Genomic DNA, 21,491 nt, shown 5'->3' with positions numbered 1-21,491 from the left:
AGATGATAAATATTCGACTCACATCAGTGCTTCCTTTATATTAAAAGCCAATTTTTAAAACTATTCAGAAAACTATGGCCTCTACTCTTTTTAAAAGCGCTAGCCTAAGCCTGCTAGTCGCTCTCTTTGGTTGCTCTGAACCTGCAAGCGAGCATTCTTCTTTAGAAAATACGCCCGGCGTAAGCCTAAATAACGTTAAACAGCATATAAAAACGCTCGCCTCTGATGACTTTCAAGGTCGCGGCCCACTTACTCATGGTGAAGTAAAAACAGTGGGTTACTTGAGCGAGCAATACGAAGCTATGGGTTTAACTGGGGCGTATAATGGCAAGTTTTTACAGCCGGTAAAAATGGCAATGGTCACGGCCAATCAAAATATGCAATTGCAGGTAGGCGACTTAAAGTTTAAAGCAGGTAACGATTTTACCGCCCGTACAGAGCAATTACAGCCAGTAATAGATGTACGAAACTCTGACATTGTATTTGTGGGTTACGGTATTAATGCCCCCGAATACAACTGGAACGATTACGAAAACATTAATGTTGAAGGTAAAACCGTTATTGTATTGGTAAACGACCCTGGCTTTGCTACACAAAACGATGCGTTATTTACAGGTAATGCTATGACCTACTACGGCCGCTGGACTTACAAATACGAAGAAGCCGCACGCCAAGGTGCCAAAGCAGTATTTATTGTGCACGAAACTGCCCCTGCGGCTTACCCTTGGGGCGTGGTTGAAAGCTCAAACACAGGGACTAAATACACCCTGATGGACAATAACCTAAACGCTTCTAAGCTCCCAGTTATGGGCTGGCTAACACTTAATACTACTGAGCAAATTTTTAATGCCGCACAGCTTAACTATCAAAATTTAAAACAAAAGGCTTTAAGTGATGACTTTAAAGCCACAGCGCTTAATTTAACAGCCAACCTTTCATTTAAAAACGAAGTATCGCATGCCAAATCACATAACGTAGTTGCGCAAATTACAGGAAGCGACGCCCCTAATGAGTACGTGGTAATAGGTGCTCATTGGGATCATTTTGGTACCAAGCAAACCGACAGCGGCCCTAAAATTTATAACGGTGCAGTGGATAATGCCTCTGGCACAGCGTCCACACTTGAAATTGCCCGCATTATGAATCAAATCCACCAGCAAACACCGTTTAAACGCTCTATTTTATTTGCTAATTTTACCGCAGAAGAAACTGGCCTCATTGGCTCGCAAGAGTTTGCAACCGGTGGCGTTGTGCCCACTAAACAAATGGTCGGGCTATTAAATATTGACGGAATGAACGTGCTAGATGGCACCGATTACATTTTGCAATACGGTAAGGATTTATCCACCCTAGAAAACTACCTAGCAAACGCGGCAAAAGCACAAGGTCGCGTTGTTAAAATGGACCCCCGCCCGCAAAACGGTTTGTTTTTTAGATCAGATCATTTTTCTTTAGCTAAGCAAGGTGTGCCGAGTTTATTATTTATGAGCCTTGGCGATACCGACCCTGATTACATTGCGCATAAATACCATAAAGAAGCCGACGATTACTCGCCGCAGTGGTCCTTAGGTGGCGTAAAGCAAGACATAGAGCTTATTGTTGATATAGCCACAAAGCTTGCTAACAATGGCGATTGGCCTACATGGACGAGTGACTCAGACTTTAAAGCAAAGCGCGAGCAAGATAAGCCGCATTAGCAGGTAAAGTTTAAAGCTAAATAATAATCATACCAATCGCATTAAAATCCTCCTACTTGGAGGATTTTAATTTTGAGCGCGCCCGCATTAGTAAGGTTTCGGCTTTGGCCCCTAAATACACATAAATAGCCAAGGCTATTAAAAGCCCTACCACCGCAAGCATCATCGCAATGGCCGGTAATAAGTATTCAGCCTGCCCCAACGCTGCCTTAAACATGGTTAATAGCGCCTCAATAGATATTGCAATTAGCACGGTAGATATAAACCGAGTAATTGTGCGCCGTGTAGAAGAGTGCCTAAATATATCCTTATGCATTAAAATCTCTTCTTCGAGAATGGTCTTTCCTAAATCAAACACGGCCAACGCTAAAGTAATATATATAATAATGCTAAAGGGCTCGAGAGGATCAGACGCTGAGTCAAAGTGGGTTAATAATGCATATATATCGTTAAATACTATGCTCAGTAAAAAGAGTACCAAAGTAAATAAACACGCCACAATCACCCCATAACCCGCTTTAAAATAAGGCGAAATACCGGCACGCGCGCTGTCTCCCATTACAAACTCAATTAACTGGGTTAAGCATACGTCTAACACTAAATAATGCTGCTGGTTAATTGGCTTTTTTAGCTCTTTAATAGCCGAAATACATACATGATTAGTTGCGATAGAAATATACGGATCGGTAAAGCACACCGAATCGGTTTGTTTAGATTGTAAAAAGTAAGGGCGCTCACTTAAGTCTTGCTGATTGCCTTGCTCGGCTAATTTTTTATAGGCACGCTTAAAGCAAACGTTATTGCCTTGCTGAAGCCCAGATTCGTTTAAACAATATTGCAGCTCTAAAAAGGGATATTGCTTTACTAAAAAACGCGTATCTCGATTTTTGTTAAGCCCGTCTTCAATACTCATTAAAATAGAGTCAAGCAAGCTGTGTATTACTTGCTCATACTCATGGTAGCGCTCAACACTACTTATATAACTCATTCGCGCCATAATTGTGTACTCACTTAGTTGCTATAGCGTTAACTAAGCAAGTTTAAAACCAAGTATAAAAAGTGTTTTTATTCATCAGGTTAAGGTTTTAACTTGCGCTCATTTGCACCTATTTGGTGAAAAAGCAGTTATGCCTGCGCCATGCACAAAAAAAGCAGCTAAGTAAATGTTACTTAACTGCTTTGTGAGTATGACCTGATAAATTTTAAGCGCGTAAAACTACGCCATAAAATTATTGTACTTTAGAAAACTCTTGCTGTGAAAGCTCACCATTTTTATCTGTATCGAGCTTATCAAACAACCGTGCTAACTGAGCGTTGGCTTGTGCTTCTGTTTTGCTAATTACGCCATCGCCATTGGCATCAAAACTGTTAAAGTCGACCGCGGCAAACGCCGCTGATGAAGAGGCAAGTGCTAGAAGTGCGATAAATTTTTTCATAATCATTTCCTTAGGCTAAGTGCTTGGCAAAGGGGAAGAAATCCTTTTCTGAGATCCATAAAGGGAGAATCGGTTATTTGTATTCAAAAAAATCGTTTTCGGTTAGGCCATTTCGGCTTTGCATATTTAATTGCTGCATTATTTGTTCTGCTGATTGATCACTTTGGTTTGTTAAACCACCTTCACCTTGCATAGGTGTTTTAAACTCTGTATTTGCCAATACCACCGATGATGACACCAAGGTGATAAGTACAAGTGTTGTTTTCAGCTTAGTCATAATGTAATCCTTCAATAATATGCATTACCTGTATAAATTTGCACTGAGGTGGTTACAATTCACTTCCTTGTTATTCTTTTTAATAGGCTCCCTTGCCTATTTAGGTTGTCTTTGGCAACTCAGAATCATGCTTACACCACAGCGCATTAATCGTCTACGCTTGTAAAACCTCTGCTTTAAAAAGTTTACCGCTTGTGTTGGTATCAAACTTTGCAAATGTGCCAGAAAATACCAGCGCTATTGCAAGCAAAGTTGGGTATCGCTTTTACATATCGATTCCTTCGCTATGCGTTTATAATAAAATGCCCTGTGTATTACACTGTCCTTGTTATTCTTTATGGTAAGCTCCCTTGCCTACTTAATGCCCTGTGTATTACACTGTCCTTGTTATTCTTTATGGTAAGCTCCCTTGCCTACTTAGGTTGTCTTTGGCAACTCAGAATTAACGTGCCACTGGGCGTTAACTACTCAAAGCACTCCCTTATGCTTTGTCGAACTCACTCTTAGATAGCTCGTTGTTTTTGTCAGTATCAAGTTTTGTAAACTGACTCATTAATTCAGCATCAGCAGATGCTTCTAACGGGCTTAATGTGCCACTGCCATCTTTATCGAGTGTGTCAAAATCTGTTACTGCAAAAGCCGCTGATGAAGAGGCTAAAGCCATTAATACCAATGTTGATTGTGCCTTTTTCATAATGAAATCCTTCATAGGGTTAGGGGAGTAGCCAATTGGCGTTACCCACGTTTTGCTTAATACAGCTTAGCTATTACAACTTCAGTGCCATGTTTTATTTTTACTTAATAAACAACGAGTTATACAATAAGTATATGAAAAGGTTTAATTTCGAGGGGTATTTTTGTTGCTTTTTAGCAACAGTTAGATGAGCCACTTAAAATAAAACAATAGAATCAACAGCTTATGATTTATAAAAAAGCCACACATGAGCTAAAAGCTAACTAAAAACATAATGTGGGGAAGTTTAAGAATAAACTAAAGCTGAACAGCTTAATTAAAACAATTAAACGTCATAAAACCTAAAACATAACCAATTGAAATATATTGATATTTAAAAAATATTTAGCGTTTATTTTTTAAAAGCATGGCAAGCCTGTAAAAAACAGACATTTGTTGCCAAATGGCGAATTTAGTAAAAGGCAGGGATTAAAAAGGGAGCGCATTGCATTTAGTTGGGCATAACAAATTGGCGTTTTTAAAGTATAAAAACAATTTAACTACTTCCAGCCTTGACGCCATTTTTGTGTGTCTTTTAAATCTCGCCAGCGTATTGAGTACTGATTTTTAGAAAATACCGACTCGGTAATGCATTCTATTACATTACCCTCTTCATCGTATTCTACTTCTACAATGATAAAGTGTTTTTCTTTGTTGATAGCTGGAGTGGCAGTCCACTTACTGTTTAGTAATTTTTTAGGGTTTAAGTTATTCATTAAATAATCTAGTGTGCTTAATTAACACTAATACGACATAACCCGTTGTTTAGCTCAACATAAAGTTAGGCCGTATTAATGTTATTTCACCAACTCACTGGTTACTCAGCGATTAACTTACCTTTATACATTTTCATTTGGCAATGAAAGTCGTACTCACCTGCTTGAAGTGCAGGCAAAGTGATTTTATTATCTCCCATTGCAAGGCTTTCACTTACATCAAGCTGCGGGAACACCATAGTTTCGGCGCACGGTGCACTGTCTTTTCTATCAAATGTAAGTGTTACTTTTTTATTGGCCGTCACTTTTATATGACTTGGTTGATAAACGCCGTTATCTACCACTATGGTTTGCGTATTATCATTACTGTGTATTTGCTTTGGCTTATAAAGCCAAAACCAATAAATAATGGCCACTATTAATACTGCACCAAGTAAATTTATCATTAACATTACCGACTCCTTAGCGCTTATTGGGTTTATAAAAACGTAAGCGATTAGCATTAGTGACTACTGTCAGTGATGAAAGCGCCATAGCTGCGCCCGCCACTACTGGGTTTAGTAGTACACCAATAAACGGATACAACACACCGGCTGCAATAGGAATGCCCGCAACGTTATAAATAAAGGCACCAAACAAGTTTTGTTTAATGTTTTTAATTGTTGCGCTGCTAATGGCAATAGCATCGGCAAGGCCATGCAGTGAGCCACGCATTAAGGTAATATCGGCGCTTTCTATGGCTACATCTGTACCTGTGCCAATTGCAAAACCGACATCTGCTTTAGCAAGCGCGGGGGCATCATTGATCCCATCACCCGTCATACCTACAATTTCGCCTTGCTGTTGACGTTTAGTGACTTCGTTTACTTTATCCTCTGGCAACACTTCTGCGATAAAATCATCAATACCGACTTTTTTAGCCACAGCGTGTGCGGTCGCTTTATTATCGCCAGTGAGCATTACTAGATGAATACCTTCATTTTGCAGGCGCTTGATTGCCTGTAATGAGTCTTCTTTCAGCGGGTCCGCCACCGCAATTAAGGCCATAAGTTGGTTATTACAGGCAAAGTACATCGGGGTTTTTGCATCATTTGCAAAGGTGTGCGCTTGCTCTGTGGCGTTATCGACTGCAATCTCGTATTTATCCATAAGCGCTTTATTGCCAAATAACAGTGTTTGCTCATTCACCGTTCCACTTACACCTTTACCGGTAATCGCATCAAAGTCGGTAACTTTACTCAAGGTTACGCTTTGTTTTTTAGCGTACTGTGTAATCGCCTCCGCAAGTGGGTGCTCAGAGCTACTCTCGAGGCTTGCAACTAATTGCATTACGTTATTTTCATCTACGTTATTAAACGTTACAACATCTGTTACCTGTGGTGCACCTTGGGTGATGGTGCCGGTTTTATCTAAAATCATGGTAGTAATTTTAGAGGTCGTTTGCAGTGACTCGCCATTGCGAATTAATATGCCAAACTCGGCGGCTTTACCTATCCCCACCATTACCGACATAGGCGTTGCTAAACCCAGCGCACACGGGCATGCAATAATCAGCACGGTGGTTAACGCTACCACTGCATAAGCAATTGAAGGGGCTGGGCCAAAATTCAACCATGCAAGGGCTGCTAGTATCGCAATTATCATTACTGTGGGCACAAAAATGCCCGATATAACATCGGCTAATCGCCCTATTGAAGGCTTAGAGTTTTGCGCGCGTTTTACCATATTAATGATATTGGCAAGGGTTGTTTCTTGCCCTATATGTGTGGCTTCAAATAATAATGTACCACTTTTATTAATGCTGCCAGCAACCACTTTATCGCCAGCTTGTTTACTCACTGGCATAGGCTCACCCGTGAGCATAGATTCATCTAATCTGCTGCTACCTTCGAGCACATCACCATCTACCGGGATTTTTTCGCCTGGGCGTACCCTTACATGGTCGCCCTTTTGCACATCACTAATGTCTATATCTTGCTCTGCGCCATCGCGTATTACACGGGCTGTTTTTGCCTGTAAGCCAATTAAACGCTTAATAGCCTGCGAAGTACGCCCACGCGCTTTCACTTCAAAAGCCAAGCCTAAACTAATTAACCCGATTATCATTGAAGAAGCTTCAAAATAAACGTGCCTTGCAACCTCAGGTAGTAAGCTAGGCGCAAGTACAACAAACATTGAATATAACCACGCAGTGCCCGTTCCCAAAGCAATAAGCGTATCCATGTTAGCCCCATGATTTTTAAATGACTGCCAAGCACCTTTATAAAATTGCTTACCTGCTACAGCCATAACGACAAACGTGATAATACCGACCACACCCCATGCAATTCGCTGGTTAGTGGTTGTTACGCTCATATCAAAAATAAGCCCATAAATCATAAGCGGTACGCCCACACCTAAAGCCAGCATCATGTTGCGCATTAGCTTTTTGTAATGTGCCTCGTCTGACTTGGCTTTTTCATCAAGCGCATCTTGCTCTGATGTGTTATCCATAGGTTTTGCGCCGTAACCTATATTTTCAACGGCGCTAATTAATGTGCTTTGCTGCGCGCTGCCCTCTACTCGTACCGTGCGATCTGCAAAGTTCATTTCGACATTGTTTGCGCCTTGCACACTATTGAGGGCTTTTTCTATTTTGGCTACACAACTGCCACAATTAGCACCTTCAATAATAAAGTTTTGCTCTGTTGTTTTACTGCTACTCATTGCACATCTCCGCTTTTGTTTGGCTCAACAAGTGGGTCAACAAACGTCTCTATTAAGCTACACACATCACTTGCAACAGCGCCATCTGCCGATGTTTCCCACTGCTTTAACGCCGCTTGCATACGCACTCGTAATTTAAGGGTTTCTTGAAACAAGGCTTCGGTTTCTTCTAAACGTTTTGCAATAATTTGCCGTGTAAGTGGGCATGGGCAATGCCCTTGTTCTGACTCGCCAATGATATGCTGTATATCTTTTAGGGAAAACCCGAGCTTTCGGGCGCTTATAATAAACTGTAAACGTTGGCGGTCTGCTTTTGTATATTGTTGATAACCATTACTTTGGCTACGTATGGGCGTTAAAAGTCCTATTCGTGTGTAATGACGAACTGTATCAGGCGTTACACCCATTAACTTCGCTAATTGCTTAACATACATAATTTAGCCCCCTTAGATTTTAGAGCTCAATTGTAAACCTATGTGTGACACACAGGTCAATAGAGGAGAGCATTAAAGCATAATTTAAATTTACTGGAGCTGATAAAATAAAAGCGCGCTAATGAGCGCGCTTAAAAAGAGGCAGAGAGATTAATTTTCTTGTTGGCGAGAGGCTTTTAGCTCTTCACTTAGTTCACCGGCTATTTGCTGAATTTTTGGCATTGCATCTTGCACTAAGCTTTGCGACATTTGCATAGACTCTTGCATTACTACGGGCATTTTTTGGAGAATTTTTTGCCCTGTTTCAGTTTTATAAAACGCCAACATGTCGGCAATTTCTTGCTCGTTAAAATGTTTGTCGTAAACGTTAACCATCATCGGCTGCATTTTTTTCCAGCTCATTTCGGTTTTAAGTACGTTGGTCATATCTGCGTAGTATTTATCAAAAATAGCTTGCTCAGAGGGCTTAACACCCATTTGTGCAGACATGTTTTTCATCATGCCTTCAACTTGCCCGTACATAGAGTCAACCATAGCATCCATGTTCATCACGTTTATCAGCTCATCTATTTTTTGCTGCTTAGTTGCCTCGTCAGCCAATACGCTGCCAGAAAATATAAGTAACGAAAGTAATAGTGCCTTAGCCATTGTCATATCCTTAAATATAAAAAGTAAGACCATACTCACATTATTAATACCAATCCGCAATAATACTTACTCATTTTGCGGGGCTAAACGGGCCGTTACTTACGTTAAAAAATGCTCATTCAGAACAACTAAATAGCTAATTTTTTTACTAAATTATCAACACGTTTTACCAGCTTCAGAATAAATCACTTAATTAAGCGAACGGGTATAAAATAGTTTGTAAATGTTTAAACCCATACTAAAAAGGCCAAATAAAACATGTTTATTTGGCCTTTTTATCAGTGCACAGGGGCTAATCGTCTTCTACGTTATCGAGCCCTTTTGTGCCTTCTTTTGCTTTAAGCTTATGATGAATCGCTGATTTTATTAACATATACCCACTAATAGGGGCAGTAATTAATAAAAACACGGTAATTAAAATCTCTTTTACGCTTATGGTGTGCACCGACGTTGCAAAAAACACCATTGCAGCAATTAATATGCTGGCCATACCCAGTGTTGTTGCTTTAGTAGGGCCGTGTAAGCGCATGTAAAAATCAGGTAATTTAATTAAGCCCAGCGACCCTATTAAAATAAATAGCCCACCAAAAAGTAGTAATATTGATACAACCCACTCGCTTATCATTTTAATATCCTATTCAATTAAGTCGCCGCGTAGTAAATACTTACAAACTGCAACAGTACTTATAAAGCCAAGCATCGCGATTAATAACGCGGCTTCAAAGTACAAACCAGTGCCCATACTAATACTGTATAAAATAATTAACGCGATAACATTAATGTACATAGTATCTAGGGCTAAAACTCTATCAGGCACTGAGGGGCCAATAATTAATCGCCATAGGTTTAACAGTAACGATAAACCAATCATGGCAAATACAATAAGTAATACAGTATCTAACATTGAAATATCTCCTTTAGGGGAGCTTCGTAGCGCTGTTTAATTTGTTTAATAAGTGCCTCTTCATCTTTTAAATCAAGCACATGTATAAGTAAATAGCGCTGTTTAGGCTTTTCGCCTTCATCTAGTGACTCAGGAATAGGATATACCTCAGCACTTACTGTACCAGGTGTAAGAGATACACAACTGGCAAGAATAGTAATGGGCATATCGTGTATTAAATCTATAGGCACTTTAACAAAAGCAGGACGTAACTTTTTAGCTGGGCCAATGATTAATAAGGCTACCTGCAAATTAGCAACCACTATATCGTAAAGTACAATGAGCAATTGTTTTAGTGCCAAACCTGGTTTTAGTATTAAGGGTTGCGGATCACGTAATGAAACACTTAATAGCGGTATAAATATCGCAAAAAACGTAGCTAATACTATATGCCCTGCGGATACACTATTATTAAGCAACAACCAAATTAAAAATAAAAACAAACTACGAAACGGCGTTGGCAACCAACGATAACGGGCTTGTAACCTCATTACTCACCTCCCTTCATAACTGCATTAATGCCACCACTTATGTCATGCAATTGCGTAGCAGCACTAACCATGTATTCACTTATTGGTCCGCCAAAAACAACTAACAAAGGTGAGCACGCAAGTAGCCCTACAATTATCATCACTTGTAATGGGTGAGCATTTTCGCCCTCGGCGCTTTCTGTTTTATTGCCTTTTCTTTCCCAAAACATACTTGTACCAGCACGAGAAAGTGCAACTAATAAAACAAAACTAGCAATTAAATAGACAGGCCAAAATAGTAAGGCTTGCTCGCTATTTAAGGTTGTTTTGAGGATCCAAACTTTTCCAACAAACCCCGATAGCGGCGGCATACCTACTACGGTTAATGCAGCAATTACAAAGCATGCTCCTAATAAGTAAGGTTGGTTTACGGCTCGTCCGGCAACCAGTCTATCCCCTACTTTGCCCCTTTGTGTGGCAATTAAATCAGCTAATAAAAATAGTGCAGCGCTGACTAATGTGGAGTGTACTAAATAATAAAGCAGTGCAGCTGTTGCAGTGACGTTTTGCAGTGCAATTAGAGCGACTAACGTCCCTACTGATACAACAACTAAATTTGCCGTTAACTTACGTAAATCTTGCGCAGCCATTACGCCAATTGCACCAACCACTATAGTCGCAATGGCTAAGCCCCATAACCACGATTGCGCCATATGTTCAAGCTCACCGGCTTGCTCACCAAAAATAACGGTATAAACGCGCAACATGGCGTATACACCCACCTTGGTCATAATAGCAAATAAAGCGGCAACCACAGGCTTTGCACTGGCATAAGTATTTGGTAGCCACAAGTGCAAAGGGAGCAATGCGGCTTTTAAAGCAAATACAACTAACAGCAGTAAGCCGCCGGCCTTCGCCAAATAGACATCATCGCCCGTTAACAGGGCTACTTTTTGCGTCATATCAGCGATGTTTAATGTACCCAGTACGCCGTATAAAATACCTAAACCAATTAAAAATACGCTCGAGCCAACCAAATTTAATATCACATATTGGAGCGCTGCACGGGTATTTTGTTTATCTCCGGCATGCATAAGTAGTGAGTATGAGGCAATCAACAGCACCTCAAAAAATACAAATACATTAAATAAGTCACCCGTTAAAAATGCCCCATTAACACCTAATATTAAAAAATGAGCTAATGGATGAAAAAAGTTTCCTTTTGCATCATCGCCGGCACAGCCATATAAAATGACTCCCATTCCTAAAAAGGATGTGAGTGCAACCAATAAAGTAGAAAGCATATCGGCAACAAGCACTATGCCAAAAGGAGCAGACCAATTACCAATAGCGTATACGTTGATACCACTGTTATATACATGGATTAACAGCAATGCACTAACAACAAATGTGATCACCGCCATAATTGATGAGGCAATACGGCGAATACGTAAACTTTTACCACAGGGTGGCAAAAGCAATATTACCGCTGCCAACATAGGTAATAAAATAGGCAAAGAGGTTAAATGTTGAATCATTTTTGCTCCTTGCTATCGGCTGCACTTTTGATGATTTGCCCATCAACATGATCGCTCCCTAAATCGGCTCTACCACGTATAGCCAAAATAACCACAAAGGCAGTCATTGCAAACCCTATCACTATTGCAGTAAGTACTAGTGCTTGAGGTAAAGGGTCGGCATATTCAGCCCCTGTACCAAGCACAACCGCTTTATTTATGGTTAAGCGACCCGCAGAAAACAAAAATAAGTTAACGGCATAGGAAATCATAGTAAGGCCAAGCACTACCGGAAACGTACGGGCCCTTAGCAGTAAAAACACACCACAACTAACTAATACACCAACGCAAGATGCGTACAATAGCTCCATTAAATATTTACCTCTTTTTTCTGGGTATCTGCTGTCATGTTGCCAAGGCTTGCTAATATCATTAACGTGGCTCCAACCACTGTTAAATAAACGCCTAAATCAAACACAATTGCGCTTGCAAGTTCTGTTTTGCCAATAAATGGGATATCGAAATAATCAAACCACGTAGTTAAAAACGGCCGTTCAAAGAACCAGCTACCGACTCCAGTAAACAAGGCAATACCGATACCTGATGCAATAATTTTCCGGTAGTTGACTGCAAAGCGCTCGCTAATCCAAGCTGAGCCATGAGCCATGTACTGCAATATAAAGGCAATTGATGTTACTAACCCTGCAATAAAGCCACCGCCAGGTAAGTTATGACCACGTAAGAAAATATAAGCCGATACTAATAATGCAAGCGGTAATAAGCTATGCGAAATACTGGCAAGTAGTATAGGGTGGCGCTCGCGTGCCCATGGGCGCCCTTCACCATCACTTGCTGGCATGAACAATGGAATGCGAGAAAGCACTTTAAATATACCCAACGCTGCAATACCTAATACGGTTATTTCGCCTAGGGTGTCAAACCCCCTAAAATCAACCAAAATAACGTTCACTACATTGGTACCGCCACCTCCTGTTTTGGCATTGGCTATGAAAAAATCTGATATCGATTCGAGTGGCCGTGTAAGTAATGCATAACATATACTTGCCACCACAACACCTAAAGTTGAGGCTATCCCTAAATCTCTGAGTACTCGTAATGAGCTAGACTCTTTAGGCGTATGTTGTGGTAAGAAAAACAACGCCAACATTAATAAAATAACGGTTGCGACTTCTACCGTTAATTGCGTAAGCGCTAAGTCGGGCGCAGAAAAACGCGTAAACGCCACCGACACCATGAGTCCTACAATAGAAATCATTAGTAACGCAACTACGCGTGAGCGATGCCAAATAACGGTAGCAAAAGCACCTATAATCAGTAGGCCTGCACCTATTGCGTTATGCACATCAACCGGAATACGCGGCATACTTCCCGCTAATTGTTGCATTTCAAATAATGGCCAACCGGCACATAACAATACCACCGCCAGCATTACAAAAATGTAGCGTTGTAATGAGCCGTTTTCGATAGTGTTTACCCTGCTTTGGCACCAATTAATAACCTTAAGCACAATTAGCTCAAAGGTTTTTTTAGCATTAAGTGGCGGTAATGATGCTTGAAATTGAAATAGGTATTTACGATTTATATAAATAAACAAACCACCCACTACCGCCATGGCGCTCATTAATAGCGGTAAGTTAAAACCATGCCATATAGCCAGTTCGTACTCTGGTACCTTTTGACCAAGTACAGCCAAAGACGCAGCAGATAAAATGCCATCGACTGAAAAATGCGGGAACAAACCAACCAGCACACACAGCACAACCAATACTTCAATAGGGAGTCGCATATAACGCGGAGCCTCATGCGGCTGGCGTGGTAAATCAATTGGCTCGCCATTAAAAAATACATCGTGAATAAAACGCGACGAATAAGCCACCGATAACGCCCCTGCAATAGTGGCTAACACCGGGATTAACCACGACATAGAGCCAAGCACTTGCTGATGTAAGGTTTCGGCAAAAAACATTTCTTTAGATAAAAAGCCATTAAGCAATGGTACACCCGCCATTGAAGCAGCCGCAACCATGGCAAGTGTGGCCGTATAAGGTAAATACCGCCACATACCATTAAGCTTACGCATATCACGAGTGCCGGTTTCATGGTCAATTATACCTGCAGCCATAAATAGCGAGGCTTTAAACGTGGCATGATTAATAATATGGAATATTGCCGCCACAGTAGAGAGCTCAGTATCTAGGCCCAATAACAGGGTAATTAACCCTAAATGGCTAATGGTTGAGTACGCTAACAGGCCTTTTAAATCGTGTTTAAATAAGGCGATATAAGCGCCAAACAAAAGCGTTGTTAAACCGGTTAAACCAACCAGTAAAAACCAAGTATCTGTACCAGAAAGCACTGGGTGAAAACGCGCTAATAAAAATATACCTGCTTTTACCATAGTCGCAGAGTGTAAATACGCACTAACAGGTGTTGGGGCTGCCATAGCGTGAGGTAGCCAAAAATGAAATGGAAACTGTGCCGATTTAGTAAATGCACCTAGCAAAACTAATACCAGTGCTATTTCGTATAAATCATGTGATTGAACAATTGCCTTGCTAGCTAAAATTACATCTAGGTCGTAACTGCCAACTATATCGGCCACTAACATTAAACCTGCCAGCAATGCTAAGCCACCGGCACCAGTAACAGCTAGCGCCATACGAGCGCCCTTTCGTGCTTCTGTTTTATGCCACCAATAGCTAATTAATAAAAACGAGCTAATGCTGGTCAGTTCCCAAAACAGCCAAAGCTGAATAACATTGTTAGACATAACAATGCCCAGCATTGCGGTCATAAACAACAATAAGTAACTATACAGCTTAGCTAAGGAGTCGTTTTTACTCAGATAATAACGTGCGTAGGTAATTACCAGTATGCCTATGCCTAAAATCATAAACATAAACAGTAAGCTCAAGCCATCAAGACGAAATGATAAGTCCAGTCCAACAGCGGGGATCCACGTTACAGCATAACGAATCGTTTCACCTGCTAAAATAGCGGGGGTGTGGTATAGCGTAATACCTAATGCTGCTAAAGGGGCAAGTACAGTGACAGCTGCAGCTTGCGTACGGGATAGTTTGCCGGTGCATGAAGAAATAACACTGCCAATTAAGGATAACAAAGGTATCCAGAGCAAAGTCATAATGTAGGGCCTTTTATAATCATAAGTTTATCCTTACGTTTTATACATCACGAAAAGATGCTTTTACTGTCTGTTTTTAAACGACATTAATACGTACAGTTATACTTATAAACGGCCATTTTGTCTATAGATAGCAAGCCTAATCGATTTAAATTTAATCAAGCTGAGCGGTTTTAGCAGCATTGATTTGATCAACCCACAAAGCCCTGTACCGCTTTGATAAACCGAGTTGTTGATACTGCATAATTGACCATTGCTTAGCTGGCTTATATGCCACGCCGCCTTGCTGGCAACTTAAGCTTTTGTGCCATCCATTTGGCGCAGCCTCACCTTGCGAAATATATAAATTTGGGGCCACGTATCCTTGGCGTTTACACAACCAACGCTGTTTAGAAATAGGTAGCGTATATTCATCTTCAAAACCACTAAAGTGCATTAGCTCATGCAAAAATACATTATAGTTTGCTTGGGTACTTAGCTGCATTTTTTTACCTGTTACATTGGCGCTGCCGCTCGTACCCATAATTACAGTGTAGTCATAGCCGTTAGTAGACTGCGCTTTTAAGTGCGCGTTTTGCCATAGGCAATTAGCCATGCCCGAGGTGGTAGCGCAGTCAATTGCGCCCCCAGCGTAAACCGGTTTACTTAAGCAATACGCCCCGCTTTGCGGCTCAGGTTTTTTATTATACTGCGCGGCAAAACTTGATAACTTAAACAAGGCTTCTCTATTTACACCCAATAGCAGCACATTGTAACTACAGCTATTGTTAATCGGCGGGCGTGTATTTAACGCTGCAAAACCAAGTTGATGTAAAAAGGAAGGCGAAACTTGCTCATAGTCACTCCCTTTGTGCAGCGCTAAATGGTTAAATGCCGCGCCTTTAGGCAGTAAGTTTTGGGTTAACAATAGTTGAAGGTCATTCCAGCGACCTTGCTTTAAAAGAGCATGCGCGAGTTGTTGGCGCTTGTTATGCCCAACATGCTCAATACTTTGTAGCCAAAATAACTTTGCTTGTTCGTTTTTGCTTGCATTAATCAGTTTTAAAGAATAATTGTACTGGGCTGATGGGATATTTTTACGCGCTAAAAAGCCTAATGTCAGCTCGGGAAGATGCGCAATATTATTTGAAAAGTAACGGGGAAATTGCCAATAACTTTGCAGCGGATTAGCCTGAGCGTGAAGTACATGCCAAAAGCTAATGCTGCTTAACTGGTTGCTAGAGCCTGCAATAAACAGGCTAAATAGCAAACCAATCAGATAACACGGGTATTTAACTAGCGTCTGCACCAGCCATAAGCTCAAGCTCTAAACGTGCATATTTGTATTCAATAAACTCATGCACATTAGTGGATAATGCCAACCTAAAGTAATCAGCAGCTAAAAACTGCTCCCCGGCTGCTTGGTGCATTTTGGCTAAATAAAAGTACGCCTCGCACAAGCGCTGTGCGTATTCTTGCTCTGACTTAACGCCCTCGCTAATACCCGATAAAAACGTATGCTCACTCATATCGCCGGTATAAAGCGAAATTAACTGATACGCCCATTGCGATTCATCAAGGGCTGCAGCATTTGTTTTAAGAGCCGCTAATGCTTGTTGTTTATCCTCTTGTGATTGTGCAAGGTAAAGCCATAACACACGATAAGGATCGTTTGGTGAACGTGCTAAAAACTCATCAAAGTCACTTTGCGCTAGGTTTGCTCTTTCACCATAATACAGTGCAATGCCACGGTTTAAATAAGCGTATTCATGCTCTTCATTAAGCTCAAGGGCTGAGTCAAAAAACTCATACGCTTTTTCGTATTGCTGCATTAAAGTGTGCTGAATACCTAAAAAGTTATACACCTCAGCTAAATCAGGCTTTAGTTTTATAGCGCGGTTAAAATCAATGCGCGATAACGTGGTCATTCCTAAGCTATCAAATAATACCCCACGGTCATAGTAAAGCTTAGCTTGTTGCTCGGTACTTAAATCGGCTCTATTTAATAGCTCAGAGTAACGTGCAATCGCAATTTCACTTCTAAAGTCAGATGCAAGGGGTGCAGTAAAAGGCACATTAACAATCGGCGTAGGTTTTGATTCAGTCGTGGTTTGGCAAGCGCTTAAAGACAAAATAGCAAAAGATGCCAAAGCTAAATGTTTGAGTATCATTAAAATCCTTAATACCAAGATATATCGCAATAAAAATAAGACAGACCTTGTCTAATAAGGTTTCATTAAAGCATAAAAAAAGGGGCTAAACAGCCCCTTTTTTATTATCCCGCGTATATTAACGGGTTAAAGTTTAGCAATTATGCGTCTTTCGACTCATCAGCTGCAGGTGCTGCTGATTCCATTGCTTCTTTAATGCTTAGACGTACACGGCCTTGGCGGTCTACTTCTAGTACTTTAACTTTAACTTCTTGACCTTCACTTAAGTGGTCAGTTACGTTGTTAACACGCTCTGTGCTGATTTGAGAAATATGCACTAGGCCATCTTTACCAGGAAGAATGTTTACAAACGCACCAAAGTCAACAATACGTACAACTTTACCAGTGTAGATAGTACCTACTTCTAGTTCTGCTGTTAATTGCTCAATACGTGTAATTGCGTTTTGCGCGCTTTCACCGTCTGTTGCAGCAATCTTAATTGTACCGTCGTCTTCAATTTCAATTGTTGTGCCTGTCTCTTCAGTAAGTTGACGGATTGTAGCGCCACCTTTACCAATTACTTCAGCAATCTTCTTAGCAGGAATTTGCATAGTGTAGATGCGAGGAGCAAACATTGATAATTCTTCAGAAGGAGCAGAAATCGCTTCATCCATCACACCTAAAATGTGTAAACGTGCAGCTTTTGCTTGTTTAAGCGCAATTTGCATGATTTCTTGTGTGATACCTTCAATCTTGATATCCATTTGTAGTGCAGTGATACCGTTAGTAGTACCTGCTACTTTAAAGTCCATGTCACCTAAGTGATCTTCATCACCTAAGATATCTGAAAGAACAACAAACTTCTCATCTTCTTTCACAAGACCCATCGCGATACCCGCAACAGACGCTTTAATTGGTACACCCGCGTTCATAAGTGCTAGTGACGTACCACAAACAGATGCCATTGAAGACGAACCGTTAGATTCAGTGATTTCAGATACAACACGAATTGAGTAAGGGAACTCAGTAAGTGTAGGCATTACAGCAGAAATACCACGCTTAGCTAGGTTACCGTGACCAATTTCACGACGCTTAGGAGAACCTACAAAACCAGTTTCACCTACACAGAATGGAGGGAAGTTGTAGTTAAGCATGAAGTGGTTTTTGTGAGTACCCGTTAAATCATCGATTAACTGTGAATCACGTTCTGTACCAAGTGTAGCTGTAACTAATGCTTGAGTTTCACCACGAGTAAAAATTGCAGAACCGTGAGTACGTGGTAATACACCTGTCATTACGTCTAGTGCACGGATCATGTCTGGTTCGCGACCATCGATACGTTTTTCACCAGCAGTGATGCGGCCACGTACAATTTTCTTCTCTAAAGAACCAAATACTTTACCTACTTCTTGCTTATCAAGTGTTTCATCTTCAGCAAGCTCGCTTGTAAGCGCTTCAATTACAGCGTCTTTTGCTGCAGTTAATGCTTCTTTACGCGCTACTTTATCGGTAATACGGTAAGCTTCACCTACTTTATCAGCAGCAAGTTCAGCTACTTTTTCTTCAAGCGATACGTTTTTCTCAGGTGCAGACCAATCCCATGTAGGCTTGCCCGCTTCTGCTTTAAATTCGTTAATTGCGTTGATAATAGCTTGAGATTGCTCATGGCCGTATACAACCGCACCTAGCATTACGTCTTCAGCTAGTACGTCAGCTTCTGATTCAACCATTAGTACTGCGTTATCAGTACCCGCTACAACTAAATCAAGTTGGCTTTCTTCAAGCTCTTTTAGTGTTGGGTTAAGTACGTACTCACCGTTGATGTAACCAACGCGTGACGCACCAATTGGGCCGCTAAATGGGATACCAGAGATAGCAAGTGCTGCTGATGTACCAATCATCGCAACCATATCTGGTTGGATTTCAGGGTTTACAGATACAACGGTTGCAATAACTTGTACTTCGTTTACGAAACCATTTGGGAAAAGTGGACGAATTGGACGGTCAATAAGACGTGCAATAAGTGTTTCGCCATCGTTAGGACGACCTTCACGCTTTAAGAAACCACCCGGGATACGACCAGCAGCGTACATACGCTCTTGGTAGTTAACTGTTAGTGGGAAAAAGTCTTGACCAGGTTGAGCTTCACGCTTACCAACGACAGTAACTAATACTGACGTGTCACCGATGCTTGCTAATACTGCGCCGTCTGCTTGACGTGCGATTGCACCTGTTTCTAGGGTAACTGTGTGTTGACCTAGTTGAAATTCTTTAATAATTGCTTGCACTTAAAATATTCCTTAAATGTTTTTATATTTCATTAATAAGTGTCATTAAAAGGGCCAATTACAGTACATAATTGTATTCAGTTGGAAATCAATTAAGTACTACAATTGGCAAAATTTTTAATGACTGCAGATAACCTATTTATCTACGCGCATAGTATATACCAAAGCGACGTAAAATTGCGAGCCTACCCAAAGATAAAACGTAATCGCTTTTGCCACATTATTTTTTAATTGTTTTATAGAAAGGCGTTTAATTAAGCGTGTAATTTTTAGCTATTAAAAACCTTTAGATAGCTAGGTGAATAATTCGCTATTAAATTGTTCTTAAAGATAATTTTAACGCAGTTGTTGCAAGCGTCGCCTACGCTTAATTGCTAAGTGCTAGCACAAGGTTGGTGTTATTTATATTAAAGGGAGATTAAGTTAACGATGGAGTGTGAAGCGTTAAATTTAGGCACAAAAAAAGGAGCTATAAAGCTCCTTTTCTCGTAATCAAGTTCTTAGCGACGTAGGCCAAGCTCTTGGATTAACGCAGTATAACGCGAGATATCTTTACCTTTAAGGTAATCAAGCAATTTACGGCGAGTACTTACTTTACGAAGCAGACCACGACGTGAGTGGAAGTCATGCTTGTGGTCAGCAAAGTGACCTTGAAGCTTGTTGATATCAAAAGTAAGTAAAGCTACTTGTACTTCAGGTGAACCAGTGTCGCCTTCAGCACGTGCAAATTTAGCAATGATATCGATTTTTTCTTGATTGCTTAGTGACATAATAACTCCAAAAGTTAAATTTAATAGGTGCTTTAGCCGATCACTAATTCAGCCAAAACGATTAAGCGGGCGTATTCTACCAACTATGAGAATAACTACAAGTTAAAGTTTACTCGGGTTGCTGATTAGACAAGCCACGCTTTGATTTTAAATGCCCGTCAGGGTTGCGCTCACCGGTACCAATAAACACACCATCGGCCAGGACTTTAATTGCCCCTTCGGGTAAATCAGTGCCTAGTACGACTGCTTGGCCATGGCTAAACGAAACGCCCTGCTCTTTGCTAATTTCTACAACGGGTAAATCAACCAATGCACTATCCATTGGCAATAGTAATTCATCAAGGTATGTAGAAGGGGCAACCTCTTCTTCTTTAGCCTTAGCTAACAAGGTTTCAAGGTGCTCAAGCGATACCATTTTATCTTTAGGGTAATGGCCAACCGCTGAGCGATGCAGCATAATAACATGTGCGCCACAGCCTAGGTTTTCGCCTAAATCATCAACAATAGTACGAATGTACGTCCCTTTAGATACATGGGCGGTCATTTGTACTTCGTTATTTGCTTCATCAAACTCATCAAGCGTTAAGCTAAACACGTTTATTTTTCGGCATTTACGCGGTACTTCAATGCCCTCACGCGCGTATTTATATAAAGGCTTACCTTCATATTTAAGCGCTGAGTACATTGATGGATACTGATCTGACTCGCCTAAAAACTTTTCAATTTCTGCGGCTAACTGTTCAGTGGTAACGTTTACATCACGGGTTTCAACCACTTCGCCATCTGAATCAGAGGTAGTTGTGCGCTCACCTAGCTTTGCTCTTACCACATAAGTTTTATCTGTATCGAGCAAAAATTGGGTAAACTTAGTCGCTTCACCAAAGCAAATAGGCAGCATGCCAGTGGCCAGTGGGTCTAGCGCACCGGTATGGCCAGCTTTTTGGGCAAAATAAATACCTTTAGCTTGCTGTAGGGCTTTGTTCGATGAAATGCCTTGAGGTTTGTTTAACAACAAAATACCATCAATCGGACGGCCTTTACTGCGTCTTGCCATTAGTCTTTAGTGCCTTCTTCGCTATCAGTTTCATCATCAACATGTTTAGCGTTATCTTCGCGAATAACCGAGTCCACTAAGTTAGAGATACGCATCCCTTCCATTAGTGAGTTATCTACTACAAATTTAAGCTCAGGCATTATACGAGCACGAATACGCTTACCCAGTAACGAGCGGATATAGCCCGTTGCTTCGTTAAGTATTTTTGCGCTTTCTTTTGCTTTGTTTTCATCTTCGGTATTAAACACCGTAATAAAAACTTTTGCGTAAGATAAATCGCGCGATACTTCTACCGCAGACACTGTCACCATGCCTAAGCGCGGATCTTTAATTTCGCGTTGTAAAATTACAGCAATTTCCTTTTGAATTTGCTGAGCAACACGATCAGTGCGAGAAAATTCTCTCATGATTGTTTTCCTAAAATCATAACTTACTGAATTAAAATAATAAGTTAATTAAATAATGGATACAGAAATGGGGGCAAAGCCCCCATTTACAATCTTAGTTTAC

At 40.8% G+C, this 21,491-nt stretch carries 22 protein-coding genes; 1 reads left to right on the top strand and 21 read right to left on the bottom strand.

The genetic code is table 11. The annotated features are described in order from the left end of the window. The first annotated feature begins 74 nt into the window (after positions 1–74). On the top strand, positions 75–1,697 hold the full coding sequence (locus PSH48_RS01635; protein ID WP_273610777.1) for a M28 family metallopeptidase: 1,623 nt from the start codon (positions 75–77) through the stop codon (positions 1,695–1,697). A 52-nt stretch (positions 1,698–1,749) separates the two neighbouring features. On the opposite strand, the gene PSH48_RS01630 is transcribed toward PSH48_RS01635, so the two are convergent. The 21 genes from PSH48_RS01630 to rbfA form a co-directional block, all read right to left on the bottom strand. Then, positions 1,750–2,694 carry an EAL-associated domain-containing protein gene (locus tag PSH48_RS01630; RefSeq protein WP_096042016.1) on the bottom strand — a complete coding sequence of 315 codons (945 nt, stop codon included), beginning with the start codon at positions 2,692–2,694 and terminating at the stop codon, positions 1,750–1,752. 232 nt (positions 2,695–2,926) lie between these two features. After that, the gene (locus tag PSH48_RS01625) at positions 2,927–3,133 is read right to left on the bottom strand and encodes an EF-hand domain-containing protein (RefSeq protein ID WP_029772194.1); all 207 of its coding nucleotides are present in this window, start codon (positions 3,131–3,133) and stop codon (positions 2,927–2,929) included. Positions 3,134–3,206: 73 nt separating this feature from the next. Continuing rightward, entirely contained in the window at positions 3,207–3,410 is a 204-nt protein-coding gene (locus PSH48_RS01620; RefSeq protein WP_024033777.1) for a hypothetical protein, read from the bottom strand. 481 nt (positions 3,411–3,891) lie between these two features. Then, the gene (locus PSH48_RS01615; protein ID WP_004585903.1) at positions 3,892–4,104 is read right to left on the bottom strand and encodes a calmodulin-like protein; all 213 of its coding nucleotides are present in this window, start codon (positions 4,102–4,104) and stop codon (positions 3,892–3,894) included. A 539-nt stretch (positions 4,105–4,643) separates the two neighbouring features. Next, entirely contained in the window at positions 4,644–4,859 is a 216-nt protein-coding gene (locus PSH48_RS01610; RefSeq protein WP_024033778.1) for a TIGR02450 family Trp-rich protein, read from the bottom strand. A 101-nt stretch (positions 4,860–4,960) separates the two neighbouring features. Then, the gene (locus PSH48_RS01605; RefSeq protein ID WP_273610776.1) at positions 4,961–5,311 is read right to left on the bottom strand and encodes a cupredoxin domain-containing protein; all 351 of its coding nucleotides are present in this window, start codon (positions 5,309–5,311) and stop codon (positions 4,961–4,963) included. A 10-nt stretch (positions 5,312–5,321) separates the two neighbouring features. After that, the gene (locus tag PSH48_RS01600; protein ID WP_273610775.1) at positions 5,322–7,565 is read right to left on the bottom strand and encodes a heavy metal translocating P-type ATPase; all 2,244 of its coding nucleotides are present in this window, start codon (positions 7,563–7,565) and stop codon (positions 5,322–5,324) included. Further along, on the bottom strand, positions 7,562–7,999 hold the full coding sequence (locus tag PSH48_RS01595; RefSeq protein ID WP_024033781.1) for a MerR family transcriptional regulator: 438 nt from the start codon (positions 7,997–7,999) through the stop codon (positions 7,562–7,564). Before PSH48_RS01595 ends, PSH48_RS01600 begins: the two co-directional genes overlap by 4 nt. 150 nt (positions 8,000–8,149) lie before the next feature. After that, on the bottom strand, positions 8,150–8,647 hold the full coding sequence (locus PSH48_RS01590; RefSeq protein WP_054982209.1) for a DUF2059 domain-containing protein: 498 nt from the start codon (positions 8,645–8,647) through the stop codon (positions 8,150–8,152). 292 nt (positions 8,648–8,939) lie between these two features. Beyond that, a complete protein-coding gene (locus PSH48_RS01585) occupies positions 8,940–9,272 on the bottom strand; it encodes a Na+/H+ antiporter subunit G (protein WP_004585897.1) in 333 nt (110 codons plus the stop codon). 9 nt (positions 9,273–9,281) lie between these two features. Further along, a complete protein-coding gene (locus tag PSH48_RS01580; RefSeq protein WP_004585896.1) occupies positions 9,282–9,551 on the bottom strand; it encodes a K+/H+ antiporter subunit F in 270 nt (89 codons plus the stop codon). Further along, positions 9,545–10,081: a Na+/H+ antiporter subunit E gene (locus PSH48_RS01575; protein ID WP_029772199.1), complete on the bottom strand. Its 537-nt coding sequence runs from the start codon at positions 10,079–10,081 to the stop codon at positions 9,545–9,547. The genes PSH48_RS01580 and PSH48_RS01575 overlap by 7 nt, the downstream gene beginning before the upstream one ends. Next, a complete protein-coding gene (locus tag PSH48_RS01570; RefSeq protein ID WP_273610774.1) occupies positions 10,081–11,598 on the bottom strand; it encodes a monovalent cation/H+ antiporter subunit D in 1,518 nt (505 codons plus the stop codon). Before PSH48_RS01570 ends, PSH48_RS01575 begins: the two co-directional genes overlap by 1 nt. Then, positions 11,595–11,948, bottom strand: coding sequence for a Na+/H+ antiporter subunit C (locus tag PSH48_RS01565; protein WP_004585893.1), 354 nt, complete (start codon positions 11,946–11,948; stop codon positions 11,595–11,597). Before PSH48_RS01565 ends, PSH48_RS01570 begins: the two co-directional genes overlap by 4 nt. Further along, positions 11,948–14,740, bottom strand: coding sequence for a monovalent cation/H+ antiporter subunit A (locus tag PSH48_RS01560; protein ID WP_055253048.1), 2,793 nt, complete (start codon positions 14,738–14,740; stop codon positions 11,948–11,950). Before PSH48_RS01560 ends, PSH48_RS01565 begins: the two co-directional genes overlap by 1 nt. Before the next feature lie 154 nt (positions 14,741–14,894). Continuing rightward, entirely contained in the window at positions 14,895–16,028 is a 1,134-nt protein-coding gene (locus PSH48_RS01555) for a hypothetical protein (protein ID WP_054982206.1), read from the bottom strand. Then, positions 16,012–16,890: a lipoprotein NlpI gene (nlpI, locus tag PSH48_RS01550; RefSeq protein ID WP_029773956.1), complete on the bottom strand. Its 879-nt coding sequence runs from the start codon at positions 16,888–16,890 to the stop codon at positions 16,012–16,014. Before nlpI ends, PSH48_RS01555 begins: the two co-directional genes overlap by 17 nt. Before the next feature lie 140 nt (positions 16,891–17,030). Beyond that, positions 17,031–19,157 (bottom strand): polyribonucleotide nucleotidyltransferase, encoded by a 2,127-nt coding sequence (gene pnp, locus PSH48_RS01545; protein ID WP_004585889.1) that lies wholly within the window; start codon positions 19,155–19,157, stop codon positions 17,031–17,033. Between the two features lie 500 nt (positions 19,158–19,657). After that, positions 19,658–19,927 (bottom strand): 30S ribosomal protein S15, encoded by a 270-nt coding sequence (gene rpsO / locus PSH48_RS01540; RefSeq protein WP_004585888.1) that lies wholly within the window; start codon positions 19,925–19,927, stop codon positions 19,658–19,660. A 109-nt stretch (positions 19,928–20,036) separates the two neighbouring features. Next, positions 20,037–20,981, bottom strand: coding sequence for a tRNA pseudouridine(55) synthase TruB (gene truB / locus PSH48_RS01535; protein WP_054982205.1), 945 nt, complete (start codon positions 20,979–20,981; stop codon positions 20,037–20,039). Further along, positions 20,981–21,388, bottom strand: a complete 408-nt coding sequence (gene rbfA, locus PSH48_RS01530; protein ID WP_004585886.1) for a 30S ribosome-binding factor RbfA — start codon at positions 21,386–21,388, stop codon at positions 20,981–20,983. Before rbfA ends, truB begins: the two co-directional genes overlap by 1 nt. Positions 21,389–21,491 lie beyond the last annotated feature (103 nt).

This window comes from Pseudoalteromonas sp. Angola-4 (genome assembly GCF_028599265.1).
GTDB classification, from domain to species: domain Bacteria; phylum Pseudomonadota; class Gammaproteobacteria; order Enterobacterales; family Alteromonadaceae; genus Pseudoalteromonas; species Pseudoalteromonas atlantica.
Note: the sequence above shows the minus strand (reverse complement) of the source record. Positions and strands in the feature narration are given on the sequence as shown.